Here is a 22,756-nt window from a genome sequence, read left to right on the forward strand (position 1 = left end):
TTTTCGATTCGATGCATGATGAGGGATTGGTAAGATTTACAATTTTGATGATCGGCAGATTAATTTTTGCGATTTGTTTAAAGGGTCAGGAAGACTTAGGTAAGGATCTGCTCACGATTTTGTTGGGAGACCGCTGCTTGTCAAAACTGACAGAGTGAAAATGATCAGGCAGATGATCTAGGCCTTAGTAGATAATTAGCAATATTGGCTTCTACTTTGTTTGGGCATGACTCAGGATCAGAGCCTTTTTGCCTCTGTCAGACTTGCTGTCGTCGAACCCTATACTCTTGAAGTGAGACTATCCGATGGTGTTTGCTGTGAAAAATATTGTCGATTTTTTTGCAATCATCTTGCAGAGCTTTTATATATGGACCATGCTATTCTCGCAGAGTTAAGATAAGTTTTTTAAAATGCAGGAACCAACAGCCCTTAGGAGGGATTTGGTACAAGGCTTTTACTCTTTGATTTATGAAAATGTGGTGAATGTATTTGAGCCATTAATTCGCTTGGGTGGAAATAATGATGGTGGATATTTGTGCCCTGGAAGCTTGATAGCGGGTTCCAGCGCATGCTTCTCTCCAGGTGTCGCCACAATGTGTGATTTTGATTTGGATTATGTTAGAATTTTCAAAAAGCCTCTTTACGCCATTGATGGAACAGTTGACGCTTTGGCTGGCAGTGACGAGTATCAAGATTTAATTTTTTTCGAAAAAGCATGGCTTGGAAGCCGTGCTTTCCCTGATGGTGAAAAGTGGTATTCGCTTCAAGAGTGGGTTAATGCTTGCGTAGGTACTTCGCAGGATAATTTGATTTTGCAAATGGATATTGAGGGTCATGAGTGGGGATTATTTAAAAGTGAAGACATGTATTTTATGCGGCGATTTGATTTAATTATGGTTGAGATACATGATCTTAGGTATATCAATACGGATGAAGGCTTCGGATTTTTTTCTGCTATTCTGGCAAGGCTGATGAGCGTGTTTGGAGTGCTTCATGTGCATCCAAATAATAATACTGTTTACTACGCTGATGGTTTAAATGTATACCCTGAGTGCATGGAGCTTACGCTTGTTAATTTGTATACAGTTCCTCATGTAAAGGCACCCGTGAATCTAGCTGATGGTTTTCAGCGACATGCTCTAGATTTTCCATGTGTAAAGGATCGCGATGAAATTCAAATGCCAGTTTTTACTTGAATCTCTCATATTCGGTCCCATCCCTGTATTTGAACAGCTGCCGTTCGAGTTTGTATTCACCCGTGTTTAGCCCTTAGAGATGCCCAGGCTATAGCCTATCCATCTTTAGGCTTAATGTTTCTTAAGAAAAGTATGAGCATTTATTCTCAATGTGAGTTCGTTGAGTGTGCATGAGAAGTGCTCCAGTTCAATGAGGCTTTGATAATTTTTTGTCTATTACGGCGAACTTGCGGTGGAGCTTGCCCTCTCGCTCTGGCTTGGTTGGTGATTATTTTCCCCAGGATTCTGACTCAAGGTTGTCGTTAAATGAAATTGTTGATTTACAATATGATTCTTATTTGGGCGAAGAAGCTAACTTCTCAGATCAATTCAAGCCTATTTTGCCGAAAGGGGAACAGAGATATTTTGATTTTATAATGAATAGTGGAGTGAATTCCAGCCACTTCCCTGCTATCCTAGATCAAGGAAGGTATGAAATGTCATGTTATTGGTTTACGCGTAATAGGCAGTCAAGACTTATTTTGGCTCATTTTGGTCATGACTTTATTGATGGTCCGCGTTTGTCTACTGTTCCTCTTGATCTGATGATTCCGACCGAGTTTTTAGATCTCTTTGTCTCCCATCTAGTCGCTTCTGGCTCTATTTATTCATCGTTTTTTGAGGAAGGGCTTCAAGGGGATAGTCCAGAAGAAGTTTGGGAGAAGTTGCGGATCAGGAGGAAAAATGTCACTAGTGATGAAGTTAAGTCTAATGATTTATGCACTATGTCTTCTGCTTCTCGCTATAAGTTTTATTTAATAAATAGGTTTGACTATTCTTTATGGCAGGCATCGGTTTGTCAGGTACGGGCATTGATTGAAGCCCTAGAATTTGGTTAGTTTCCGTCTATCTAGTGGAAGTAATAAAAATCTCTCGATTGACTATTTGAGCTTTCTCTGTACTTTCTTGTCCTAGATCTCTCTCTGGACACCACTCCCGCACTTGGAACGCTGCCTTTCAAGCTTCCGCCGAATCCGTGTCGTTATTCCCAGCTCAGCACTTCGCTACATCCGATTCATCTCACGGGTGAAATGCGCAGCATGTTCGGGTGAGTGAATCGCAAGCAGAGTTTCATCATTGGTGTGGGTAGCAGCAGGCGACCAGTTGAAGGATCCAGTAATCACGGTTTTGTTGTCGATGACCGCGAACTTGTGGTGCAACTTGCACACCCTAGAAGTACGGGGAGCATCCACTTCCAGGCTTGCTTGCACACCTTTTGACCTCAACCAGCCGCTAATAGGGTTCCACCTTGATTTCGCCCCAGTTTGTTAATGGGGCATTTCTGCGGTGCGCAGCATGGCGACGAACCAGATAGTGGACACCATCAGCGTCATGAGGACTCCTGCACCGACACCAAGACGGGCCATGCTGAGGGGTACAACGAGAGGGAGGATGATCGCCCCAGCGAGGGGAGTGATGGCGACAAACCTACGCAACGTCGTCATGATCTGGGTAGCTCATTTAAAACCATTCTGCGACTGCTTGGTCTTCTGGGTTTGTGTTATCGGTGGGTGTTCTCCGTTGGAAGTTCAAGGTGATATTGCGTTTCTGCTCACCGTCGGCCGCAGTGGCCTCAATCGCATAGACCTGCTCTCCGTCGCGGAAGGGAACTTGGATGCGGAAGGTTCCATCATTGGAGAGAGGAATGTCTTCGCCGCCGATGGTTAGGCGGGCAGAAGGATCTGTTGCGCCGTAGATCATCAGCTCAGCGTCGGCAATAAGCCAGAAGGTTTTTGGGCGTGGTGGTACTCCACCCAGTCCGGACTCATTACGACCACTGGCCCAAAGGCCGATGCCTGAAGCGTTCAGACCACGTTGATCGCTATCCAAGCCGCTGTGTTCTTGGAAGACTTCCGAACCGACCCTGCTGCTGCGGAAGTGCTGTGTAGCGCTCTGATAGAGCCGCTCGTGTAGTCCGCTATCGATTGCGTCGCCAATGGGATCATCCTCTAGCTGTGGTGCTTGTGTCGCGGTGGGTGCAGGACTGCTTGTGATGCCCTCAAGGCTGAAGGGAACAAACTGATCGAGGATTTGCTCGCTGGGGTGGAGTGTTGGGACCTTGGCTATAGAGGAAAAGGCCAGGGACATCCAGAGAGTACCGACGCGATAGCCGAGTTCAACTCGATAGTCCCTATCAGACATTGGAACAGGTAGGTACCATTCGTTGCTGTGGCTGTCTACAGAGACTTCCTGGAGTGTGTGGGGATGTGCTTTGTCGTCATCGATGCCGGTTACGTCGGTTAAACGTAGGCAGAGCCGGTTGGCCCCTTTCGATAGGGCTCGCTTGCGATCAGTTTCGGAGATTTCCCAGAAGACATAAGCCCATTGCGGATCTCGGGGCAGGAAAACTACTCGAGTATCGGACTTGAGTCTGGATGGGGAGTTGAGTTCAGCTTCTAGCCCCAGTCGGTTACTTTCTTCTTTTTCCTGACGAACACTAATAGCGTTGAGCAATTGTTCCTTGGTCTTGCGGCTGTAAAGGGTTACGCCCAAATCGCTGGCTACTTGGCGGAGCTGACGGATGGTGAGACGTGCCATAGAAGATAAGGCTTGGGTCACGTCTAAAAACACTCCGTTTTTGTTTGGGATCACATTCTGTGGGCAATTGGTCGTTTACGGGTGGTTAGAGCTCTGGTGGTCAGCATCTACTGACCGCACTGGGATCTGCAGGTGACGCTCAATTGAGAGCACCTACTAAGCCACAACTCAGCTTTCCTCTTCGCCGTGAATGGGAGCTTCTGTTGATTTGTTCTCGAGCTGGGATGGATCCGAGCTCAATGCTGCGACATCCACCTTGGCCATGCAGATCATTCCGGGGCTGTTCCCTCCCCCTTGAATGAGATGCATAGGTGCTTTGCTGGTGAGTGCATCCTGGGAAAGGGCTCCTCTGGTCTGCCTTCACGCGATTGGCAGAAGATTTGACCTTGGGTACTTCCGATGGCAGTGGTCTCAACCAAGATCAGGCAGGCAAAATTGCACTTTGCAGGTTTTACGGTTGCGGTGTTGGTGACCTTGCGCTGATCGACCCAGCGATTGCGCTGGTTTGGGAGGGTGTCGTAGCAGGAAGGATGGAATTATTTTGGCTGTCGCGGATTTGATTGAGCCTGGCTTGGATCTGCCCAAGGGACTTTCAGGTTGAGAGGATGCACCTACTACGTCTCTTGATCAGTCATGACCTTGAGTTGGCTTGATTTGGAAGCCGCAGCAATTGCCGTATTCCAGACGCCAGTTCACTCGGTCAATCAAGCAGTCGGGGAATGTTTGTCTCATCAGCAGTAATTCCTGCTCGCAAACCGATGGATACTCCTCTGCAATTCTTTGCAGTGAACAGTGAAAGTCTTTAATGAACCAGCCAATACCATCTGGGGCGGGCTGCCATTCCGTTTCATAGCCCTCTTGGCGACGTAATTCCACCAGCTTCTCAAGGCGATCCTGGATTGACCCTGAGCCGAGCTGATGGCGGTAGAGGTTGGCTTTTTTGAGTGCTTGTTGACTTAGTAGTGACGTAAATGTCTCGGGAGACAGGGCGGCTTTCATGGACTCCATCAAGCCGAGGGCGAAATTCTCACTGCCATCAGGGAAGTGATGATGTCCCTGCTCTGTCAATTGCCAGAGGTTCGAGGGACGCCCTGGGCCTGTGGGAGTTGGGCTGGCCTCGACCAGACCATCGTCTTCGAGGCTGCGTAGATGGCGTCGCATTGCTTGGACTGAGATGCCCAACGATGCAGCCAGGTTTGCCGCACTACTCTCACCCTGCCGCAATAGCAGAGTGAGGGTTGCTTCGCGGGTAGGTGCCTGCGCCTCTGTGGTCATGGATAGTCAGTGCTCCTATAACCATGCCACGCAGAAACAGAAGGTGGCGGCATAGGTTGCGTTAGATCAGGTTCAACGCAGGGTTCAAGCCGCAATCCTATGGACACAATCTGGTCGCGTCTTGAACAGTGCTTCACCAAGCGGCCAGTCACCTCAAGGCCTTTTGCCTTAGGCTTGTGGAAACGAAACCTATTGGTTTCGTTTCTTCTGAGAGCCTTCAACGGCTTCTTGTTTATTCATGTCGTCGTGCCTAAGTTGCTCGGCCCATCCTCCTTCTCGATGTCATGCCAGATGCGGTCCTCCATATTTCACAAGCCAAGGCCTTTGTCTAGAGGGTTTCAAAACCTTCACTCCCTTCTGATCGGCTATCAATTATGACCAGCCAAAGCCACGTTGGGCAGCTTGTTTCAGAGCCATATAAGTATGGGTTCGTAACTGACATCGAAACTGAAAAGATCCCTAAGGGTCTTGACGAAGATGTGGTTCGCTTGATTTCGGAGAAGAAAAATGAGCCGCAGTTCCTGCTTGATTTTCGGATCAGGGCCTATCGCCACTGGCTTAAATTGCAAACGCCTGATTGGGCAGGCCTTGGTTATCCACCGATAGATTATCAAGATATTGTTTATTACGCGGCACCTAAACAGAAGGAGAAAAAAAATAGCCTAGAAGAGGTCGATCCGACTTTGTTGGAAACTTTTGATAAGCTTGGTATCCCACTTAGTGAACAAAAGCGCTTATCAAATGTGGCTGTTGATGCCGTATTTGACAGCGTTTCGATTGCAACCACCTATAAAGAAAAGCTTGCTGAGCATGGAGTGGTCTTTTGTTCCATTACTGATGCTGTGAATGAGTATCCAGAATTGGTTCGCAGATACCTTGGCACAGTTGTGCCTTCGAATGATAATTATTTTGCGGCGTTGAACTCAGCTGTGTTCAGCGATGGCTCTTTTGTTTTTATCCCTAAAGGTGTGGAATGTCCGATGGAATTATCTTCTTATTTTCGCATTAATTCTGGCGATATTGGACAATTTGAGCGGACTTTGATTGTTGCAGAAGAGGGAGCATCTGTGAGCTATCTTGAGGGTTGTACAGCTCCGATGTTTGATACCAATACACTCCATGCTGCTGTTGTGGAGTTGGTGGCACTTGATGATGCTTCGATCAAGTATTCCACGGTGCAAAACTGGTATGCTGGTGATGAGAATGGCGTTGGAGGTATTTACAACTTTGTCACCAAGCGGGGGCATTGCTGTGGCGCGCGCAGTAAAATTAGTTGGTCACAAGTAGAAACAGGCTCAGCGATTACTTGGAAGTATCCAAGTTGCATCTTGCAAGGTGCTGATTCCGTAGGTGAATTTTATTCGGTTGCTCTCACAAATCATCGTCAGCAGGCAGATACTGGCACAAAAATGATCCATCTAGGGCCTCGTACTCGCTCAACAATTGTGAGCAAGGGCATCAGCGCAGGCCATTCAGCGAACAGCTATCGCGGTCTGGTGCAGATGGGTCCAAAGGCTGTCAATGCCAAGAATTACAGCCAGTGCGATTCCATGCTGATTGGTGACCAGGCTGGAGCCAACACCTATCCTTATATACGCAGTCAGCAGCCTGATGCCAGTATTGAGCACGAGGCCAGTACCTGCAGAATCTCAGAAGATCAGCTTTTTTATCTTCAGAGTCGGGGCATAGATTTTGAAGCTGCAATTTCTATGATTGTTAGTGGATTTTGTCGAGATGTTTTTAGTCAGTTGCCAATGGAGTTCGCTGCTGAGGCTGATAAGCTGTTGGCTCTTAAATTGGAGGGTTCGGTTGGATAATGAATTTCTGCGTTGGCTCAACCTCTCCTAATTCTTTTCGTTTCTTATAGTGATTTCTCCCGATGCTCCAGTACTGATAGAGATACGCGACTTGTCTGCTTGCGTTGATGATCAGCCTATCCTTAATGGAGTAAATCTCACCATCCGTGCAGGCGAGATTCATGCCTTGATGGGTCGTAATGGCAGCGGTAAAAGCACTTTATCTAAGGTGTTGGCAGGGCATCCTGCTTACAAAGTTACCGAGGGAAGTGTTCTTTATCGCGGTGAGGATTTACTCCCTCTTGAGCCAGATGAGCGCTCTCGAATTGGCCTCTTTCTCGGTTTTCAGTACCCGGTTGAGATTCCTGGAGTGAGTAATCTTGAGTTCCTGCGGGTATCCACGAATGCCCGTCGCTTAGCACAAGGCCTGGAGGAATTGGACACCTTTGCGTTCGAAGACTTTGTGCGTGAGCGTCTCGGTTTGGTGCAGATGGACCCAGCTTTTCTAGACCGTTCGGTGAATGAGGGCTTCAGTGGTGGAGAGAAGAAGCGCAATGAGATTTTGCAAATGGCGTTGCTAGAACCTCTTGTAGCGATTCTCGATGAAACCGATTCCGGTTTGGATATCGATGCTTTGCGCATCGTGTCTGGGGGTGTCAATCAACTCGCAAATGTTGACAATGCCACTCTGTTGATTACTCATTACCAGCGTCTACTTGATCTCATTCAACCCGACTACGTGCATGTGATGGCCGCGGGGAGGATTGTGCGCTCCGGTGACAAGGCGCTGGCACTTGAGTTGGAGCAACGAGGTTATGAATGGGTTGATCTTGAATTGGATGCAATGGAGATGACCTGATGGTGGAAGCCCCCATCAAGAACTCCTCAGCTCTCGATGACTGGTGTGAGCGGCTATTGCACAGTCTTGAAGCCCCATCAGGTCCGATGGCTGCCTGCCAGGCTCAGTCGCGCAATCACCTTGAAACCCTCTCTGCTCCTCATCGTCGACAGGAGGCATGGCGTTTTTGTGATCTTGCACCCATCGCTGAACTTGAGCCTCGACAGATTTGCTCTCTAGGTGAGCCATCGGCTCCTGGTGTTTCTGATCAGGTGACCCGCCTGGTCTTAGGGACGGGGCAGGATCCTTTCGCTGGAGTGACTCTCCCGAAGGGCCTGTCGCCGCTTAGCGATGCGGAACTCAAGCATTCTCTCGGGCACACTTTGAACCTGGCGACATCAAAAGGCCAATGGCCTGTGGCGTTGAATCAGGCCATCGCTTCACAAGTCATTGGCTTGCGGGTTCGCGGGATAGTGGATAGCCCTCTTGAATTGGTGTGTGATGCCGGCGTCGATCGGGGTGCTTTTGCCGTGCGGGTGCTCTTGCTCCTTGAGGAAAAGGCCAAGCTTGAGTTGCTACAAGTTCAGCTGAGTTCAGGTGCCAATCTCACCAGCGTTTTGGTGGAAGCACACTTGCAAAGTGAGGCCAAGTTGCGTCATGGCCTTCTAGCTTTCGGCCATCCTCAAGCTGCATTATTGGCTCATCTTGCTGTTGAGCAGGAACCAAGCAGTGATGTTTCCCTGGTGAGTGTCAGTCAAGGTTGGGGTGTGATTCGTCATGAGCCCCAATTGATTCAGTTGAATGGTGGTGCCAAGAGTCAATTGCGGGCCCTTCAACTGGTGAAGGCTAATCAGCTTGCTGATACTCATTCCTGTGTGCGGTTTAATGGCCCGGAAGGAACCTTGGATCAACTCCACAAGGTAGTTGCAGCCGGTCATGGCCGCAGTGTTTTTAACGGGGTGGTGCAGGTGCCTCGTGAGGCGCAGCGTACCGATGCCGCGCAGCTAAGTCGTAGCTTGTTGCTCTCAGATCGGGCCCGAATTGACACCAAGCCTGAGTTGGAAATTGTTGCTGACGATGTCAAATGCGCCCATGGGGCCACAGTGAGCCGGCTTCAGCCGGAGGCACTTTTTTATCTTCAAAGTCGCGGAATTTCACCTGATCAAGCCGCACAGCTTTTACTGCGTGCGTTTTGTGATGAGGTGATTTGCATGCTCCCATCTATTTCACAGGCCTGGCAGCCGTTAGCTCGATTGTTGGATGGGGTTTGAGCCGATCATGACCTCTTCCGTTAGTTCAGAGCAGAGCATGCCTTTGGCAATGGCAGCTGTAGAAACTTCAGCGAACCTGGCAGAGCTCACGCGAGCGGATTTCCCGCTACTAGGCCAGACCGCCTGCTTAGGTCAGCCCTTGATTTACATGGACCATGCGGCGACAAGTCAGAAGCCACGGCAGGTGCTGGATGCCTTACAGCATTACTACGACCATGACAACGCCAATGTGCACCGTGGTGCCCATCAGTTGAGTGTTCGTGCAACCGAGGATTTTGAAAGAGCACGTCAGAAGGTGGCTGATTTCATCGCTGCCTCAAGCGCGCGGGAAATCGTTTTCACAAGGAATGCGAGTGAGGCGATCAACCTGGTGGCTCGCACTTGGGGAGATGCCAACCTCCATGAAGGTGACGAGGTGTTGCTCACCTTGATGGAGCATCACAGCAACATTGTTCCTTGGCAGATGCTTGCCAAGCGAACAGGTTGCGTGCTGCGCTTTGTCGACCTCACCGATTGCGGGGAGCTTGATTTAAATGATCTTCGGCACAAACTCTCCGAGCGAACTCGTTTGGTCAGCCTGGCTCATTTGAGCAATGTGCTGGGCTGTTTTAACCCGATCTCTGAGGTCACTGCAGAAGCTCATCGCTTTGGTGCTTTGGTGTTGCTGGATGCTTGCCAGAGCTTGCCACATATGCCTGTTGATGTGTCTCGGCTTGGATGTGACTTTCTCGTGGGTTCTTCCCACAAACTATGCGGTCCTACCGGGATGGGTTTTCTTTGGGCTCGAGAGGAGTTACTTGATGCCATGCCGCCTTTCCTCGGAGGTGGCGAAATGATTCATGACGTTTATCTCGACCACAGCAGCTGGGCTGATCTTCCCTACAAGTTTGAAGCAGGTACCCCTGCTATTGGGGAAGCGATTGGTATGGGCGTTGCTCTCGACTACCTGAACCAGGTTGGCTTAGATCGTATTCACGCTTGGGAGCAGCAGCTCACGCTGCACTTGTTTGATCGCCTCCAAGCCATTGATGGGTTGACGATTCTGGGCCCAACTCCTCAGCAGGAGCCTAATCGGGCGGTCCTGGCGGCTTTCACAGTGGATGGCTTGCATCCCAATGATATTGGTGCCCTGCTTGACTCAGCAGGGATCTGTATTCGTAGTGGCCACCACTGCACCCAGCCTTTGCATCGTCACTATGGGATCCCTGGATCAGCTCGTGCCAGCTTGAGCTTCACCAACACACCAGAAGAAGTCGATCGTTTTGCTGAGGAATTGGTTGCGACGATTGGCTTCTTAAGAGAGCACAGCTAGAGCTTTAGGTGGCGGCGGAAGAATTGCTCTGTTGCTTCTAAGACTTTGATCTTGACAGCACTGTCGCGAAAGCCGTGGCCTTCCTGCTCAAAAATGTGCAATTCAACTGGTATGCCATTTTCTTTTAAGGCATTGGCCATCCGTTTTGTTTGATCTGGAGGAACCACTTTGTCTTGAAGTCCCTGAAAGAAGATTACTGGGCATTGGATCTTGTTGGCATGCAGGAGAGGTGAGCGGTTTTCGTAAAGTTGTCTTTGGTCGGGCCAACGGCCTAACAGGTGATCGAGGTATCGAGCTTCAAATCGATGGGTGTCCTCTGCCATGGCGGTGAGATCACTCACTGCATAACGGCAGGCAGCAGCGCGAAAGACATCGGTGAAGCAAAGGCAGGCCAGGGTGGTAAATCCACCGGCACTGCCTCCTTCAATTGCGATTTGTGTTGGGTTTGCCTTGTTGCATTTCACTAGTGCCAGTGCGGCTTCGGCGCAATCCGTTACGTCTGTTTCGCCCCAGCCTCCCCGGAGGCGTTCGCGGTATGCACGGCCAAATCCAGTGGAGCCGCCATAGTTCACATCCACCACTCCCCAGCCTCTGGATGTCCAGAACTGAATGCTCAGGCTTAGACCGCGGTTGGCCATGCTGGTAGGGCCGCTATGGCTTTTGACAAGAAGTGGCGCAGGGCCTTTGCTGCCATTGATTGGCGGGTAATACCAGGCATGGGTTGCCTGCCCATGGCAGCCTTCAAACCAGATAGGCTCCGCAACGCTGATCGCATCAGCATTCAGTAAAGGCTCACTGGCTGGGGTGTGCTTCCAGCTGCCACAGTTGAGGTTGAGCTCTAGTAGCCCAGGGCTCGTGGTGGCATTGCTAGCGATGGCTACGGCTCGACCTTCCTGTGCCTGCAGACCATTTAGATCATCAAAAGGTTGGTTGATGGTGCTGATCTGTCCATCATCGGCCAAGCGGCTCAGCCTCCAAGAACCTTGGTCACAGATGGCGGTCAGAATTTGCTCTCCATCCCATGCGCTGCTGCTCATGCCATAAACCCACTGCGGCATGCCTGTTTCGGCTGAAAGCGGCCAGGGGCGTCGCCAAGTGGGTTGGACAGTGGGGTCAATCGTCAGCTTTGCCACCATCAGATTCCACCAGCCGCTGCTGTCTTCGCTGACAACCAGCTCTCCATTGGGTAGCCAAAGGGGCTGGAAGACGGATGTTTGTTTGTGATCAAGTGGTCTGCTACCAGCTAGACAAGCCGAGCTTTTGATCAAACCCGCAGTGTCGAGGCTGGCCCACCAGAGTTGGCTTGCCTCCCAGGGCATGGCCGGTTGTTGCCATTCCACCCAGGCCAGTTGATCTCCATTGGGGCTGAGGATCGCGTAACCAGCAAAATCAGCAGGGCGATGCAACACCGTGGCAGCCTGGTTCTCATGGTTGAGGGAGAAGGTCACCAGCCAGTCCCGCTTGTCTGCTTCCATGATTCCGAGCCAGCGCTGTCGTGGGAGGTCAATCAGACCATCAGCAAGTTGGGCATCGTTTGGTTTTGAGAGGCGAAGCGGCGGCTTGAGCGGAGATAATGCCTTCTTACCTTTTGTGGCCTGGTTGAGGCCCTGCCAGCGCTGGAACCAGAGGCAGCCATCGGCATCATCGATCCAGGCCATCAGGAGCTGGTTGTTTTGGCAGGCTGTTGCTAGAACCCCTCCTCCGTAATCGTGAATACGACTACGCAGATTGGCTGGGGCAGGTGTCAGCTCTTGGGGGGGGTGGTCAGATTGACCCCAGGGACGGATAAGGGCAGTGGTGCGACCATTCTCCTGAGGACGTTGCTCCAGCCAAAGCACCCAGTCATCAATCAGGCGCGGTTCTTTGAGGGTGGGTGTTTGTCCGAGAGCGCGTTTGGCAGAAAGAGGTTGAGTGGTTTGCTTCGGGTTTCGCTGGTGATGGCTTGTGCTTTCCATGGCGGTTTGGGGTCTGATGTGCGGTGGAGTTGCCTAAACTCACTCAACTGATGCTGAGACTTTTCTTTGGCTCGAAGCTTCGCTCAGCTGGCACGTACGGCCGAAAAAACCAAGGGGTCTCTTGCAGTCCCGAAGGAGCCGCTTGATCATCCGCCTCTTCAAATTCACACTTTGGGCAATGGGGTTTTGCGGCAATCCACTCGTCGGATTGGCAAGGTTGATGAATCTGTGAGGGACTTGGTGAGGGACATGCTTCGCAGCATGTACGCAGCTAGGGGGATTGGTTTGGCTGCCCCGCAGGTGGGAATTCATAAACAGCTCTTGGTCCTTGACCTTGATCTGGAAACCCCTACAACCCCGCCAGTGGTGTTGATTAATCCCGAGATCATTAGCTCCAGTGCAACTGTTGAAACCTATGAGGAAGGCTGTCTAAGCATCCCAGGCGTTTATCTCAATGTGGTGCGGCCTAGTGAGATCGTGCTCAGTTTTCGCGATGAGATGGGACGACCACGCAAAATGAAGGCCGACGGCCTGATGGCTCGCTGCATCCAGCACGAGATGGATCACCTTGAAGGTGTCCTTTTTGTAGACAGGGTCACCGATGAGAATGAGCTCAGCCTTGAGTTAAAGGAGCATGGCTTCAAGCGGGCTGATGTTCGTCCGCTGGTTTGAATGCTTTGGCTGAAGTCTTTGAGGATGCTTTCCTTGACGGTTTCTTATCTGTTTGGCGTCGCGCTTTGATTCGTTCTTTCTTTGCCTTGCTTTGAAGCGCTTGAAATCCATCTCTTGTGGCTTTAGCGACTGGCAAGGTTCTGCTGGTTGCAGCTTTAGGCATGGTGGATTCACTGTTGGTCATGATTCGACTCAACAAACCGGCCTGAGGGGGCAGCCGATTGCTCGGCAGACTTTTACGATTCGATCAGAATCTTGCAGGCCTTGATGGCTCGTTATTTCCCCTCTGCAGTTGCTCTGGTCCTGGTAGGTGCGACGGGCCTGACTGGATGGTCGTCATCTGTCCAGGCGCAGGGATCTCTCTTTACAGCAGCCCCTGTTGATCAGAGCCGATTCATTTTGGTGGGTGCCCCGATTGGCAAGGGTGAAAGGTCGCAGTTGAATATCTACGAACAACGCAGTAGCAAACGAGCCTGTTTTGCAGTCGATGGAAGCTTGCCGGCTGTTGTTGATCCTCTGCTTGCGAGATTTGATTTCACCGGGATTTGCAATCGATACATTGACGGCAATGGGTATTCGTTGCGGATAGGGGGCGATGACCTAGGAACTCACTATCGCTTGAGTGTGGTAAGGACTGATGGGGATATGCATTTGTTAGCCATCCCCACTAGGGATACCTCTAGCCCAGCCCTGATCGTGGCCAGGGCTGGTGGGGCTGGGGCTTCTAGCAGTGATTTCCTTAAGTTGAACTTCGAGCCTGGTTGGCAATTGATGCGTCGCCAATATGGGCAACGTACGCTTGGCCATCTGTATGTGTTCAGCGAAACTTGGCCTGGAAGTTCAGATGAAGGCGTCACGGCAGAGGAAGTCGTAGTTGAGGAAGTCGTTGAGGAGGTAACTGCAGAGGAGGAGGTAGATGTTGAGGAAATAGTCGTTGAGGAGGTAACTGTTGAAGAAATAACCCCTGAGACCTCAACTGTTGAATCTCTTGATCGATAAGTAGATTCAGCTTGTTACTCTGCCTGGCTAAAAATTTGTTGCTTGCGCAATGAACTAGGCCATTGTTGGAGAGAATTGGCGAAGTTGACTTGTCGGCGCCGTTTTAGAGTCAAGTATCTAAGAGTATGGACTTTACTAGCTTAAAGAGTGCCTTTCTTCGCGAAACTTCTGTGGAGAATGACATTTGTAAGAATCAGAAATATGCTGGCCACAGTGCATTCCATTGGCGTGAGTTTTGGTAGGTAGAGTAATTTTTTTGAGTTGATTTGGGGGTGGTTGCCTGTTGAAATTACTCGCATCCTGATTGCCTGTTATGACGTAACTAAAATCACTTCAATGGTCTCTTCGCTATGGTGCACATTGTTAATGGCTTGTGTAAATAAATGGTTTGCCTATGGGCTTGAATATAGATTGAATGATCTTGGCGAAGATTAATGACCAACTCCATCTGATTCGATTTTAGCGTTGTAGGAATAAGCTTGATACGGCTGATTACTTAAGGCGAAGGGGATTAGCTGGAGAAGTCTTCTTTGGCATCGCCACAATCAAAACTACGCAAACACATTGTTTCCGCTATCGCATTGTTATTGACTTTGTCTTGATCATGAAGATCGGCCAGAGACCTAGCGACTCTAAGAATCCTTAGACCGCTGCGGGCACTGAGTCTGCGGTGATTCACAACTTGCTCCCAGAGCTCTAGAGCCTTTTCATCCAGCTGGCCGATTTGCCCTAAATCCTGGGCCGAGAGGTCACGATTGAGCTTGCCATCAGGATTGCGAACAAACATCCGCGCGCGCGCGCGCAAGATCTGCTCGATGCCTATTAACTCTTGATCATTGAGATCAGTGGGAGTGAAGCCGGTAACCGATTTGCGCAGCTGAGCTGCGGGTAGGTGCTTCAGACGCAGTTGTAGATCCAGGCGATCCAATAAGGGGCCAGAGAGGCGGCTCCAATACCGCTGGCGTTGGGATTGGCTACAGCGGCAAGGATGCTCTGCATCTCCAAACCACCCGCATGGGCAGGGATTGGTTGCTGCTACAAGGGTGATTTGAGCAGGGAAGGCACATGTCTGCCTGGCTCGACTCAGACGAATGACTCCTTCCTCGAGTGGTTGTCGAAGTTGGTCGAGAACTTTGCGTGGAAATTCAGCTAGTTCATCGAGAAACAACACACCACCATGGGCGAGGCTTAGTTCTCCTGGCCTGGGGTTTGCACCGCCTCCAACGAGTGCAGCAATCGTGCAACTGTGATGGGGAGCCCGGAAGGGTCGCTGTTGTATTAACTGGGGAGTGCTCTTCAGCATTCCTGCTACAGAGTGAATACTGGTGATTTCCAAGGCCTCTTGGCGCGTGAGCGGCGGCAGCAGCTGGGCTAAATGTTGAGCCAAAAGGGTTTTCCCACAGCCAGGTGGCCCCACCATCAGGAGGTGATGGCCCCCGGCGGCAGCCAAGGCAAGGGCTTTATGGCCCAAGGCGCAACCAAGCAGTGGATGAAGTTGATCGTTTGGTCTGCGCGTGATTTTTGCCGTGACGGCCGCTTTGGAGATGTTTTTAGGTGCTAGTGGTTGGGGTTGGTGCAATAGATCCACAACCTCGCTGAGGGAATCAGCAGCTCGTACTGTTAAGCCAGGCACAAGGCTTGCTTCTGCTGCATTGGCTGATGGCACCACTAGCGCTCGTACGTTTTGCGCGGCGGCCAGGTTGGCGATGGCAAGGATTCCTCTGCAGGGCCGCAAGCTGCCATCGAGTCCGAGTTCTCCAGCGCAGCAGAGATTGGCAAGCAACGGACCATCTAGCTGGCCATTGGCTACCAATAGGGCCAGGGCGATAGGGAGATCAAAAGAAGGTCCCTCTTTACGAAGATCGGCAGGAGCCAGGTTCACCACGACTCGCACGAGTGGCCCGCGAAAGCCGCTGTTGCGGAGTGCTGATCGCACTCGCTCACGAGATTCCTGTATGGCGGCGTCGGGTAGCCCTACCAGTTGCAGCCCTGGCAGCCCAGGCAATAGATCCACTTCCACGGTGACGGCTAGGGCCTCAATGCCATGCAGAGAACCACTCAGGCAACGTGCCAGCATTTGTAATCAGACGGTGCATGGATTTCATGCCCAAGCCGTCCCATCCTCAGACTGTGACTCAATGGCTGGTGACACTATTTTTGGCCAGATGCTTCGCGGTGAGATTCCTTGTGATGAGGTTTATAGCGATGAGAGATGTCTGGCCTTTCGCGATATTCAGCCTCAGGCCCCGGTTCATGTGCTGGTGATCCCCCGCAAACCGCTGGAAAGCCTGCGGGCCGCTGATTCCACGGACATGGACTTGCTGGGGCATTTGCTGCTGGTGGCAGCCAGGGTGGCCAAGCAGGAGGGCCTTGATGACTTTCGCACCGTGATCAATAGTGGTAGTCAGGCCGGGCAAACCGTTTTTCATCTTCATGTTCATGTGATAGGTGGCCGTCCGCTGGCCTGGCCTCCCGGTTGAGGCTTGAACTGGCAAGAATGAGGCGATGACAACCACTACCAGGAGGGGGGCTCTGAAGGGCCTCTCTAATCAGCTCGGCAAGTTCCAGAGGCTTGCTCAGCCTTTCTTTCTGCCGCTCGACCAAGCCAACGGATGGCAATTTATTGGGCTGCTGGTTGCGCTGATTTTTTGCGTTGGTGGACTTGTCCTCGTTGCCCTTACGGGGCTGATTGCAGTCCTTGAAAGACTTCAGCCAGTTCTAACGGAGAACTATTTCGGAGGCGTTGCTGGCACGATCAAGACGATCTGGTCGAGCTGGTGGGGCTGGGCATTCTCTGGCTTGTTCGTGATTGGAGCAGGCAGTTTTTTTGGCATGCGTCAGCAGTTGCGTCACAAACGCTGGCTGCATTGGTTGATGCTTGCTGTCATTGTTCTGATGCTATTGGCTGTGAATGGCATTAATGCGGGTATTGGATTTATTGCTAGGGATCTCACCAATGCTCTCGTTGAAAGAGAGGAAAGCGGTTTTTACCGGATTTTAATCATTTATGCCTGTTGCTTTGTTGTTGCACTACCAATAAGAGTTTCGCAGATCTTTTTCACATTGAAGCTCGGGATCGTTTGGAGGGATTGGCTTTCTCGTAGCCTGATTTCTGACTTCATGAGTAATCGTGCGTATTACGTATTAGACCCAAATGACGAGCAGGCTACGGACGTTGACAACCCCGATCAGCGCATTACAGATGATACGCGCTCGTTTACGGCACAGAGTCTTCAATTTACCATTGGCGTATTTGATGCGATTCTTACATTCTCTCTGAATATACTTATCCTTTGGAGTATTAGCAGGACGCTGACATTTTCTTTATTTGGATATGCTTCTTTTGCCACTGCTGTTTTGATTGTGGCTGGGAGAAAACTGGTCAAAATTAATTTTGACCAGTTGCGCTTTGAAGCTGATTTTAGGTATGGACTGGTTCATATCCGTAATAATGCAGAGTCAATTGCCTTTTATTCAGGGGAAGAGCCTGAGCAGGAAGAGACGCAAAGAAGGCTTGGATCTGTGGTGAAAAACTTTAACCTGCTGATTGTTTGGCAGGTGATTATTAGCGCTATGCAGCGTTCGTCGACTTATGCAGGGGTTTTCTTCCCGTATGTGATTATGGCGGTCCCGTACTTTGCGGGCGAAATTGATTATGGAAGTTTCGTTCAAGCAGGTTTCGCATTTAATATGGTTGAGGGCTCGTTATTTTTTGTGGTCAATAGAATTGATGAGCTTGCTCAATTTACGGCCGGTGTTAGTCGTTTGGAAGGCTTTCAATCGAAGGTTGAGAAGATTAGTCGGCAGACTGCTGTTGTTGATTCGCCGACTTTCTCTAGTGGAAATTCCATCTTGATTCAGCACGCCGATTTATATCCTCCTAATGGAGGTCAGCAGATTATTAATGACCTGAGTTTGAATGTTGAGGAGTCAGAGAAGCTGCTTGTGGTTGGTCCATCAGGCTGTGGTAAGACTTCTTTGCTCCGCATGATTAGTGGTCTTTGGAATCCACGTCAGGGGAGTGTTCAACGACCTGCCTCGGGTGACTTGTTATTCATCCCTCAGAAGCCTTATATGATTTTGGGCTCACTTCGCGAGCAGCTTTGTTATCCAGCTGATGAAGATCGTTTTAGCGACGATCAATTGAAAGCAGTTTTGGAGGAGGTCAGGCTTCTTCAGATCGTTGAGCGCTATCCAGATCTTGATGTCAAGCAAGATTGGCCGCGGATCCTTTCGCTGGGAGAGCAGCAGCGTTTGGCTTTTGGACGTTTGCTGTTGAATGCGCCTCGTTTTGTTGTTCTTGATGAAGCGACCAGTGCTTTGGATGTCAAGATCGAGAAGCATCTCTACAAGCTTCTCGAGGATCGTGATTTGGCTGTCATCAGCGTCGGTCATCGCTCGACCCTTATCGACTTCCACGATTCCGTGCTTGAACTTTTAGGGAATGGCAAATGGCGTTTGATCCCGACCGCCACCTATCTATTGTCTCAAGATCCTGACCTGGTTTGATGACCTCAACAAAGCAAAACCTTCCGGGCGATCAGGACCTTCCCAGCGAACAGGCTGTCTTCGAGGGATCCGAGCAGGGTTCTGAAAGTTCAGAGGTCCAGCCACCCATCAACAGTGCGACTACGGGAGATCCCCCCGCTTTTGGTTGGAGTGCCTATGCAGAACGGGTCAATGGGCGTTTCGCGATGATTGGATTGGCCGCTGTGCTGCTCATCGAAGTGGTGAGTCGCGAAACCTTCCTTCATTGGGCCGGTTTGCTGCCATGAGTGGTTGTGTTTTCGAATCAGCTTGGCAAACGGATCAGGTCCACATCCCAACGACCATCTCGGCTGACTTGAACTGCTAGAAGCCGACCAGATCCATCCAAAATCACATGGCGAGGGATCCCTTTGGCGCTGAGCTCAAGCCGATGAACAGTACCCATACTGCGGTGATAGAGCAACAGTTCCGTTTGGTCGTCACGCTGTCTTACCAGCGCCAGGCGTTCGCCATTGGCACTCACGCTCACACTGATTGGCTGAGCATCAGGTCGATTCAGTCCTGGAAGTAGTACCGGTCTGCGGCTTCGTAGGTCGATCAATTCAATTCTTTCTTTTCCTTGATGGTTGGCCAGAGTGGCCAACCAACGCTTGCCAAGGGCCGGTTGGCGACGACTGCTAGCGGATTGGAGCAGTGAGCGATTGATGCCTTGCAGTGGCCTCAATGCTTCTCTTCCGCAAGCAACCAGCCCAAAGCAAATAAGCAGAGTTACAAGCCAACTCGGCAGATCTCGTAAGAGCCCATATTTCACGGTTTACCCTCTTTCGTTGGAGTTGAGCGCTTCAGCCCTCTGATTGGATCAGGCTCAAGGATTTGGGATAGATCGAAAAGTTCTACGCGCCAATGGCCCTGATCGGCCACTTGCAGAGCTAACTGGCGTGCATCTGGTGACAGGCTGAGGCTCACAGGATCTCTCCCCCCCGGTAGGGGAAGCGGGTGGATTCTTCCGGTTAGACGGTCTTCGATGATCGTTAGACGCCGATTGCCTTTTTGCGTGATCACTGCCAGATAGCGTCCATTCCAGCTCAGGGAGGGAGAACTGTGAGGTTGGTGACGGGAGAAATGGCGTAGTGGCAGGATCTTTCCGTCTCTAAGCTCGCGGAGCTGAACGGTTGGCCTGCCTCGCTGATCGACGATCACTGCCAGCATTTCGCCATTGCCGCTGAGGGCAGGGTCTTGCTGGCTGCGCTGAAGCAGGCCACCGGGTGCTCTCTCAATCGAATTGATGCAGCTCCCAAGGCCCAGGCACCCCAAAAGCAGGATCAGTTGCTGCAGGTTGTTGGCAATGGGCTTCAGTCGTCAAAACGGGAACTGTTGTCGCGAGGTCTTGAACTTCGCGGAGTTGAGCGTCTTGGCTCAGGCGTTGATGATGAAGGAGGCGCCGCTTCTGTTCTGGTGGCTGAGGGATTGCCTTGTGGTCGGGAGGGTTTTGATGCTGTGGGCCTGGATCCTGTCGACCTGGACTTTGCAGGAGAGTAGGCCGCATCTTCAGCCTCGGGACGAATCTGAGACCCCTGAGGTACACCAGGTTTTCTTGATGAGGCGTAGCCCCCTCTAGTCGTAGGCCTTGGTTCGTTGCTTAATTGGGTTCGATTGGTGGTTTGTTGATTGGCTGAGGGACGGCTGCCCCGGCGCTGATCTTGGCGAACATTGCGCCGTTCTCCAAAGTCAGGACGATTGTTTTGTTCATCATCCTGGCGGCCGAATCGGGCCATGCGACGAGAGCGTTCTGAGTCTTCGCGCCAGGACTCGTCCTCCTTATTGCGGCGACGGCTTTCTGCTTGTTCTGGTATTGCAGCTCTTGTGGTTCTGCGAGGCCGGTATAAGTCTTCTTGAGGGCGATCAGCATCGTCGTTGTCTCGACTGGAGAAGCGTCTTCGAACCGGTTGGGGTTCCTCAAAGCGGTCGTAGGGTTCATCCCAGCCACCCCTTAGGCCACCGCCTCGACCCTGGTTGATAGGCGGGGCTGGTTCATCATCGAAATAGGAGGAACGCCGAGCCCCCTCGACAGCTACGCCTCTCAACCTGACACTTTCGTAGGCGAAAAACATTGTGGTTCCGGCTAGCAGGAACACGCCGAACTGCAGGATCGGATCCAGGCGCCACCCCTGAAAAAAGAAAACTCCTCCACAAAGGAGGCCGATGGCTGCGAAAAAGACGTCGTAGTCACGTGCTAAGGCAGGCTTGAACGATCGCATGAAATACAGCAGAGCACCGCCTACTGCAAGCACGATTCCAACAATGCTGCCCCAGTTAAGACTGGCATTGACCACAATTGCGCCCCCTGAAAACGCCTGAACAGGAGGTTGAAAACCAACCTCGTTGGGCTCAGTCTACGAAGTGCGCCAAGGGTGCTTTGAAGTTTCGGTCAACCCGATCACTTGCGATACATCTGGTCGTTTTGACTGATCAACACAAGGGCAACGGCAGCTGGTATTACCACGATTACTGCGGCCCAAACGAGGCTGCTTAGATAATTGGCGAGAGAAGCGGTCATAGCAGTGGTTCTGACTTGGGCGAGGCCATCATGATCTTAATGATCAGGGGTGACTTTCTACGATGGAACTGCTGATGCTTTGAGCTTTGTGACACCAGTTCTGATTCAAGCGCTGCCAACGCTGCATCTGGTTCTGGCCTTTTCGCTTGCGTTTTGGACGCTGACATTTATCTTTCGGATCGTGCTCTCTTGGTATCCCCAGGTAAATCTCAGCGAGGGGTTTTGGCCTTTGGTGAGTTGGCCTACGGAGCCTCTTTTGGCGATGACCCGCCGTGTGGTGGCTCCCATTGGTGGAGTGGATGTCACGCCCGTGATATGGGCTGGATTGATCAGTTTGTTGAGGGAGTTGTTGGTTGGCCAGCAAGGACTGCTCTCTCAGATGCTGCTTAAGAGCCAGGCCATTGCTTGAGATTGAGCGAAAGGAATGTCAGTCGAGCATGTCCTGTTCGACAAATTTGGTGTGAACATCTCCTCTCAGAAATTCTTCCCGATTGAGCAGTTCGAGATGGAATGCAACTGTGGTGGGGATACCTGTGACAGCACATTCATTGAGTGCTCTTTTCATGCGTTTGAGTGCCGCGTCTCGGTTATGCCCCCAGGCGATCACCTTGCCAATCAATGAATCATAGAAAGGCGGTATGTCGTAGCCGGTATAGACGTGGCTGTCGATGCGTACCCCTGGTCCTCCTGGTGGTAACCAGCCTGTGATTTGCCCTGGTGAGGGGCGGAAGTTGTGGGTGGAGTCTTCAGCATTGATTCGACACTCAATGGCATGGCCTCTTAGTTGGATGTCCTCTTGTTTGATGCTGATGGGATCGCCTCCGGCGATGTGCAGTTGTTCTGCGATCAAATCGATGCCTGTCACCATTTCTGTGACGGGATGCTCAACCTGAATACGGGTGTTCATTTCCATGAAGTAAAAGTCACCCTTGCGATCAAGGAGGAATTCCACGGTTCCAGCGCCTTCGTAGTTGATGCTCCTTGCGGCGGCCACCGCAGCCTCACCCATGCGCAGGCGTAATGCGGGGGTGAGGGCTGGGCTGGGGGATTCTTCCAACAGTTTTTGATGACGTCGCTGAATGGAGCAGTCACGCTCGCCGAGGTGGATGACGTTGCCGTGTCGATCCGAGAGGATCTGCACTTCGACGTGCCTGGGCCGGTCGATGAATTTCTCCATGTAGAGCCCAGGGTTGCCGAAGGCCGCTTCGGCCTCTCCTTGGGCGGCCTTGAAGAGGTTTTCCAGTTGGTCTGGCGTGGTGACCAGGCGCATGCCCCGGCCCCCCCCACCTGCTGTGGCTTTGATCATCACTGGGTAGCCCATTCCCTTCGCTAGCTCAGCTGCTTCTTCTGGACTTGCGAGCAAGCCCTCGCTACCTGGCACAGTCGGAACACCGACTTGTTGCATGGTCGCCTTAGCGGTCGACTTGTCTCCCATGGAGCGGATTGCATGGGGTGAAGGACCGACAAAGGTGATGCCATGGTCACGACAGATTTCGGCGAATCGATCGTTTTCGGCTAGAAATCCATAGCCAGGATGAATTGCATCGACCCCGCGGGAGGTTGCAGCCGCGAGGATATTGGGGATATTGAGATAGCTCTTGCTGCTAGGGGCCTCGCCAACGCAGACGGCTTCATCAGCAAGTTGAACATGCAGCGCATTGCGATCCACGGTGCTGTAAACAGCCACTGTGGGGATATTCAGCTCTCTGCAGCTACGCAGAATTCTGAGGGCAATTTCGCCGCGGTTGGCGATCAGCACCTTGCCGATGGTCATCCCGCAGTAATCAGGCTTTGGGCGGATCGTATCAGCGCTCCTTGCC

General features: G+C 51.4%; 24 protein-coding genes and 1 pseudogene. 13 read left to right on the top strand and 12 right to left on the bottom strand.

Annotated features, from left to right (window positions below; translation table 11 throughout):
* Window positions 1–410: 410 nt before the first annotated feature.
* Together SIB79_RS00215 and SIB79_RS00220 are read left to right on the top strand one after the other, a co-directional pair.
* Window positions 411–1,196, top strand: a complete 786-nt coding sequence (locus tag SIB79_RS00215) for a hypothetical protein (RefSeq protein ID WP_063403118.1) — start codon at window positions 411–413, stop codon at window positions 1,194–1,196.
* A 239-nt stretch (window positions 1,197–1,435) separates the two neighbouring features.
* Window positions 1,436–2,074 carry a hypothetical protein gene (locus SIB79_RS00220; protein WP_155724586.1) on the top strand — a complete coding sequence of 213 codons (639 nt, stop codon included), beginning with the start codon at window positions 1,436–1,438 and terminating at the stop codon, window positions 2,072–2,074.
* A 72-nt stretch (window positions 2,075–2,146) separates the two neighbouring features.
* Here the strand turns inward: SIB79_RS00220 and SIB79_RS00225 are convergent.
* From SIB79_RS00225 to SIB79_RS00240, 4 genes and pseudogenes are all read right to left on the bottom strand, one after another.
* Window positions 2,147–2,473 (bottom strand): annotated as a pseudogene (locus SIB79_RS00225) (phospholipase D-like domain-containing protein).
* Between the two features lie 30 nt (window positions 2,474–2,503).
* The gene (locus tag SIB79_RS00230) at window positions 2,504–2,680 is read right to left on the bottom strand and encodes a hypothetical protein (protein ID WP_011824978.1); all 177 of its coding nucleotides are present in this window, start codon (window positions 2,678–2,680) and stop codon (window positions 2,504–2,506) included.
* Window positions 2,681–2,696: 16 nt separating this feature from the next.
* Window positions 2,697–3,794, bottom strand: coding sequence for a DUF4912 domain-containing protein (locus SIB79_RS00235; RefSeq protein WP_063403154.1), 1,098 nt, complete (start codon window positions 3,792–3,794; stop codon window positions 2,697–2,699).
* Between the two features lie 147 nt (window positions 3,795–3,941).
* Window positions 3,942–4,082, bottom strand: coding sequence for a hypothetical protein (locus tag SIB79_RS00240; RefSeq protein ID WP_155724585.1), 141 nt, complete (start codon window positions 4,080–4,082; stop codon window positions 3,942–3,944).
* A 59-nt stretch (window positions 4,083–4,141) separates the two neighbouring features.
* Between SIB79_RS00240 and SIB79_RS00245 the strand changes: the two genes are divergently transcribed.
* The gene (locus SIB79_RS00245; protein WP_196757582.1) at window positions 4,142–4,333 is read left to right on the top strand and encodes a hypothetical protein; all 192 of its coding nucleotides are present in this window, start codon (window positions 4,142–4,144) and stop codon (window positions 4,331–4,333) included.
* A 67-nt stretch (window positions 4,334–4,400) separates the two neighbouring features.
* Here the strand turns inward: SIB79_RS00245 and sufR are convergent, their stop codons facing one another.
* Entirely contained in the window at window positions 4,401–5,048 is a 648-nt protein-coding gene (gene sufR / locus SIB79_RS00250) for an iron-sulfur cluster biosynthesis transcriptional regulator SufR (protein ID WP_063403114.1), read from the bottom strand.
* Window positions 5,049–5,422: 374 nt separating this feature from the next.
* Here sufR and sufB point away from each other — a divergent pair, with 374 nt between their 5' ends.
* From sufB to SIB79_RS00270, 4 genes are read left to right on the top strand one after another with little or no spacing between them, the layout of a single operon-like run.
* On the top strand, window positions 5,423–6,865 hold the full coding sequence (gene sufB / locus SIB79_RS00255) for a Fe-S cluster assembly protein SufB (protein WP_063403113.1): 1,443 nt from the start codon (window positions 5,423–5,425) through the stop codon (window positions 6,863–6,865).
* 49 nt (window positions 6,866–6,914) lie between these two features.
* Window positions 6,915–7,703, top strand: a complete 789-nt coding sequence (sufC, locus tag SIB79_RS00260) for a Fe-S cluster assembly ATPase SufC (RefSeq protein ID WP_063403112.1) — start codon at window positions 6,915–6,917, stop codon at window positions 7,701–7,703.
* The gene (locus SIB79_RS00265) at window positions 7,703–8,953 is read left to right on the top strand and encodes a SufB/SufD family protein (protein WP_063403111.1); all 1,251 of its coding nucleotides are present in this window, start codon (window positions 7,703–7,705) and stop codon (window positions 8,951–8,953) included. The genes sufC and SIB79_RS00265 overlap by 1 nt, the downstream gene beginning before the upstream one ends.
* A gap of 7 nt (window positions 8,954–8,960) precedes the next feature.
* Window positions 8,961–10,265: a SufS family cysteine desulfurase gene (locus SIB79_RS00270; RefSeq protein WP_063403153.1), complete on the top strand. Its 1,305-nt coding sequence runs from the start codon at window positions 8,961–8,963 to the stop codon at window positions 10,263–10,265.
* Here SIB79_RS00270 and SIB79_RS00275 read toward each other — a convergent pair.
* Window positions 10,262–12,220, bottom strand: a complete 1,959-nt coding sequence (locus SIB79_RS00275; RefSeq protein WP_063403110.1) for an alpha/beta hydrolase family protein — start codon at window positions 12,218–12,220, stop codon at window positions 10,262–10,264. The two genes, SIB79_RS00270 and SIB79_RS00275, sit on opposite strands and share 4 nt — an antisense overlap.
* 66 nt (window positions 12,221–12,286) lie before the next feature.
* On the opposite strand from SIB79_RS00275, the gene def reads away from it, so the two are divergent.
* Together def and SIB79_RS00285 are read left to right on the top strand one after the other, a co-directional pair.
* Window positions 12,287–12,892 carry a peptide deformylase gene (gene def, locus SIB79_RS00280; protein WP_063403109.1) on the top strand — a complete coding sequence of 202 codons (606 nt, stop codon included), beginning with the start codon at window positions 12,287–12,289 and terminating at the stop codon, window positions 12,890–12,892.
* Between the two features lie 267 nt (window positions 12,893–13,159).
* The gene (locus SIB79_RS00285) at window positions 13,160–13,891 is read left to right on the top strand and encodes a DUF3747 domain-containing protein (protein WP_063403152.1); all 732 of its coding nucleotides are present in this window, start codon (window positions 13,160–13,162) and stop codon (window positions 13,889–13,891) included.
* 511 nt (window positions 13,892–14,402) lie between these two features.
* On the opposite strand, the gene SIB79_RS00290 is transcribed toward SIB79_RS00285, so the two are convergent.
* The gene (locus tag SIB79_RS00290) at window positions 14,403–15,968 is read right to left on the bottom strand and encodes a YifB family Mg chelatase-like AAA ATPase (protein ID WP_063403108.1); all 1,566 of its coding nucleotides are present in this window, start codon (window positions 15,966–15,968) and stop codon (window positions 14,403–14,405) included.
* Between the two features lie 61 nt (window positions 15,969–16,029).
* On the opposite strand from SIB79_RS00290, the gene SIB79_RS00295 reads away from it, so the two are divergent.
* From SIB79_RS00295 to SIB79_RS00305, 3 genes are all read left to right on the top strand, one after another.
* Window positions 16,030–16,371, top strand: coding sequence for a histidine triad nucleotide-binding protein (locus SIB79_RS00295; protein WP_063403107.1), 342 nt, complete (start codon window positions 16,030–16,032; stop codon window positions 16,369–16,371).
* Between the two features lie 25 nt (window positions 16,372–16,396).
* On the top strand, window positions 16,397–18,400 hold the full coding sequence (locus SIB79_RS00300; RefSeq protein ID WP_063403106.1) for an ABC transporter ATP-binding protein/permease: 2,004 nt from the start codon (window positions 16,397–16,399) through the stop codon (window positions 18,398–18,400).
* A 107-nt stretch (window positions 18,401–18,507) separates the two neighbouring features.
* Window positions 18,508–18,666 carry a chlorophyll a/b-binding protein gene (locus SIB79_RS00305; protein WP_063403151.1) on the top strand — a complete coding sequence of 53 codons (159 nt, stop codon included), beginning with the start codon at window positions 18,508–18,510 and terminating at the stop codon, window positions 18,664–18,666.
* 17 nt (window positions 18,667–18,683) lie between these two features.
* Here SIB79_RS00305 and SIB79_RS00310 read toward each other — a convergent pair whose 3' ends face one another.
* The 4 genes from SIB79_RS00310 to psbX all read right to left on the bottom strand — a co-directional run bounded on the left by SIB79_RS00310 (window position 18,684) and on the right by psbX (window position 20,936).
* Window positions 18,684–19,190 (bottom strand): hypothetical protein, encoded by a 507-nt coding sequence (locus tag SIB79_RS00310; protein ID WP_063403105.1) that lies wholly within the window; start codon window positions 19,188–19,190, stop codon window positions 18,684–18,686.
* A complete protein-coding gene (locus SIB79_RS00315) occupies window positions 19,187–19,693 on the bottom strand; it encodes a hypothetical protein (protein ID WP_155724583.1) in 507 nt (168 codons plus the stop codon). The genes SIB79_RS00310 and SIB79_RS00315 overlap by 4 nt, the downstream gene beginning before the upstream one ends.
* A 38-nt stretch (window positions 19,694–19,731) precedes the next feature.
* Entirely contained in the window at window positions 19,732–20,712 is a 981-nt protein-coding gene (locus tag SIB79_RS00320; RefSeq protein WP_063403103.1) for a Ycf66 family protein, read from the bottom strand.
* A 104-nt stretch (window positions 20,713–20,816) separates the two neighbouring features.
* The gene (psbX, locus tag SIB79_RS00325) at window positions 20,817–20,936 is read right to left on the bottom strand and encodes a photosystem II reaction center X protein (protein WP_011130957.1); all 120 of its coding nucleotides are present in this window, start codon (window positions 20,934–20,936) and stop codon (window positions 20,817–20,819) included.
* A gap of 88 nt (window positions 20,937–21,024) precedes the next feature.
* On the opposite strand from psbX, the gene SIB79_RS00330 reads away from it, so the two are divergent.
* On the top strand, window positions 21,025–21,345 hold the full coding sequence (locus SIB79_RS00330) for a YggT family protein (protein WP_063403150.1): 321 nt from the start codon (window positions 21,025–21,027) through the stop codon (window positions 21,343–21,345).
* A gap of 18 nt (window positions 21,346–21,363) precedes the next feature.
* Here the strand turns inward: SIB79_RS00330 and accC are convergent, their stop codons facing one another.
* On the bottom strand, window positions 21,364–22,710 hold the full coding sequence (accC, locus tag SIB79_RS00335) for an acetyl-CoA carboxylase biotin carboxylase subunit (RefSeq protein ID WP_063403149.1): 1,347 nt from the start codon (window positions 22,708–22,710) through the stop codon (window positions 21,364–21,366).
* Between the last annotated feature and the right edge of the window lie 46 nt (window positions 22,711–22,756).

Source organism: Prochlorococcus sp. MIT 1342 (genome assembly GCF_047304495.1).
Lineage (GTDB): Bacteria > Cyanobacteriota > Cyanobacteriia > PCC-6307 > Cyanobiaceae > Prochlorococcus > Prochlorococcus marinus_D.

What these genes read in the sequence shown, in the direction of transcription:
- sufR (WP_063403114.1), bottom strand. Translation starts at nt 5,048, where the DNA reads ATGACCACAGAGGCGCAGGCACCTACCCGCGAAGCAACCCTCACTCTG.
- accC (WP_063403149.1), bottom strand. Translation starts at nt 22,710, where the DNA reads ATGACCATCGGCAAGGTGCTGATCGCCAACCGCGGCGAAATTGCCCTC.
- psbX (WP_011130957.1), bottom strand. Translation starts at nt 20,936, where the DNA reads ATGACCGCTTCTCTCGCCAATTATCTAAGCAGCCTCGTTTGGGCCGCA.
- SIB79_RS00230 (WP_011824978.1), bottom strand. Translation starts at nt 2,680, where the DNA reads ATGACGACGTTGCGTAGGTTTGTCGCCATCACTCCCCTCGCTGGGGCG.
- SIB79_RS00300 (WP_063403106.1), top strand. Translation starts at nt 16,397, where the DNA reads ATGACAACCACTACCAGGAGGGGGGCTCTGAAGGGCCTCTCTAATCAG.
- SIB79_RS00265 (WP_063403111.1), top strand. Translation starts at nt 7,703, where the DNA reads ATGGTGGAAGCCCCCATCAAGAACTCCTCAGCTCTCGATGACTGGTGT.
- SIB79_RS00275 (WP_063403110.1), bottom strand. Translation starts at nt 12,220, where the DNA reads ATGGAAAGCACAAGCCATCACCAGCGAAACCCGAAGCAAACCACTCAA.
- sufB (WP_063403113.1), top strand. Translation starts at nt 5,423, where the DNA reads ATGACCAGCCAAAGCCACGTTGGGCAGCTTGTTTCAGAGCCATATAAG.
- SIB79_RS00215 (WP_063403118.1), top strand. Translation starts at nt 411, where the DNA reads ATGCAGGAACCAACAGCCCTTAGGAGGGATTTGGTACAAGGCTTTTAC.
- SIB79_RS00270 (WP_063403153.1), top strand. Translation starts at nt 8,961, where the DNA reads ATGACCTCTTCCGTTAGTTCAGAGCAGAGCATGCCTTTGGCAATGGCA.
- SIB79_RS00295 (WP_063403107.1), top strand. Translation starts at nt 16,030, where the DNA reads ATGGCTGGTGACACTATTTTTGGCCAGATGCTTCGCGGTGAGATTCCT.
- SIB79_RS00290 (WP_063403108.1), bottom strand. Translation starts at nt 15,968, where the DNA reads ATGCTGGCACGTTGCCTGAGTGGTTCTCTGCATGGCATTGAGGCCCTA.
- SIB79_RS00240 (WP_155724585.1), bottom strand. Translation starts at nt 4,082, where the DNA reads ATGCATCTCATTCAAGGGGGAGGGAACAGCCCCGGAATGATCTGCATG.
- SIB79_RS00285 (WP_063403152.1), top strand. Translation starts at nt 13,160, where the DNA reads ATGGCTCGTTATTTCCCCTCTGCAGTTGCTCTGGTCCTGGTAGGTGCG.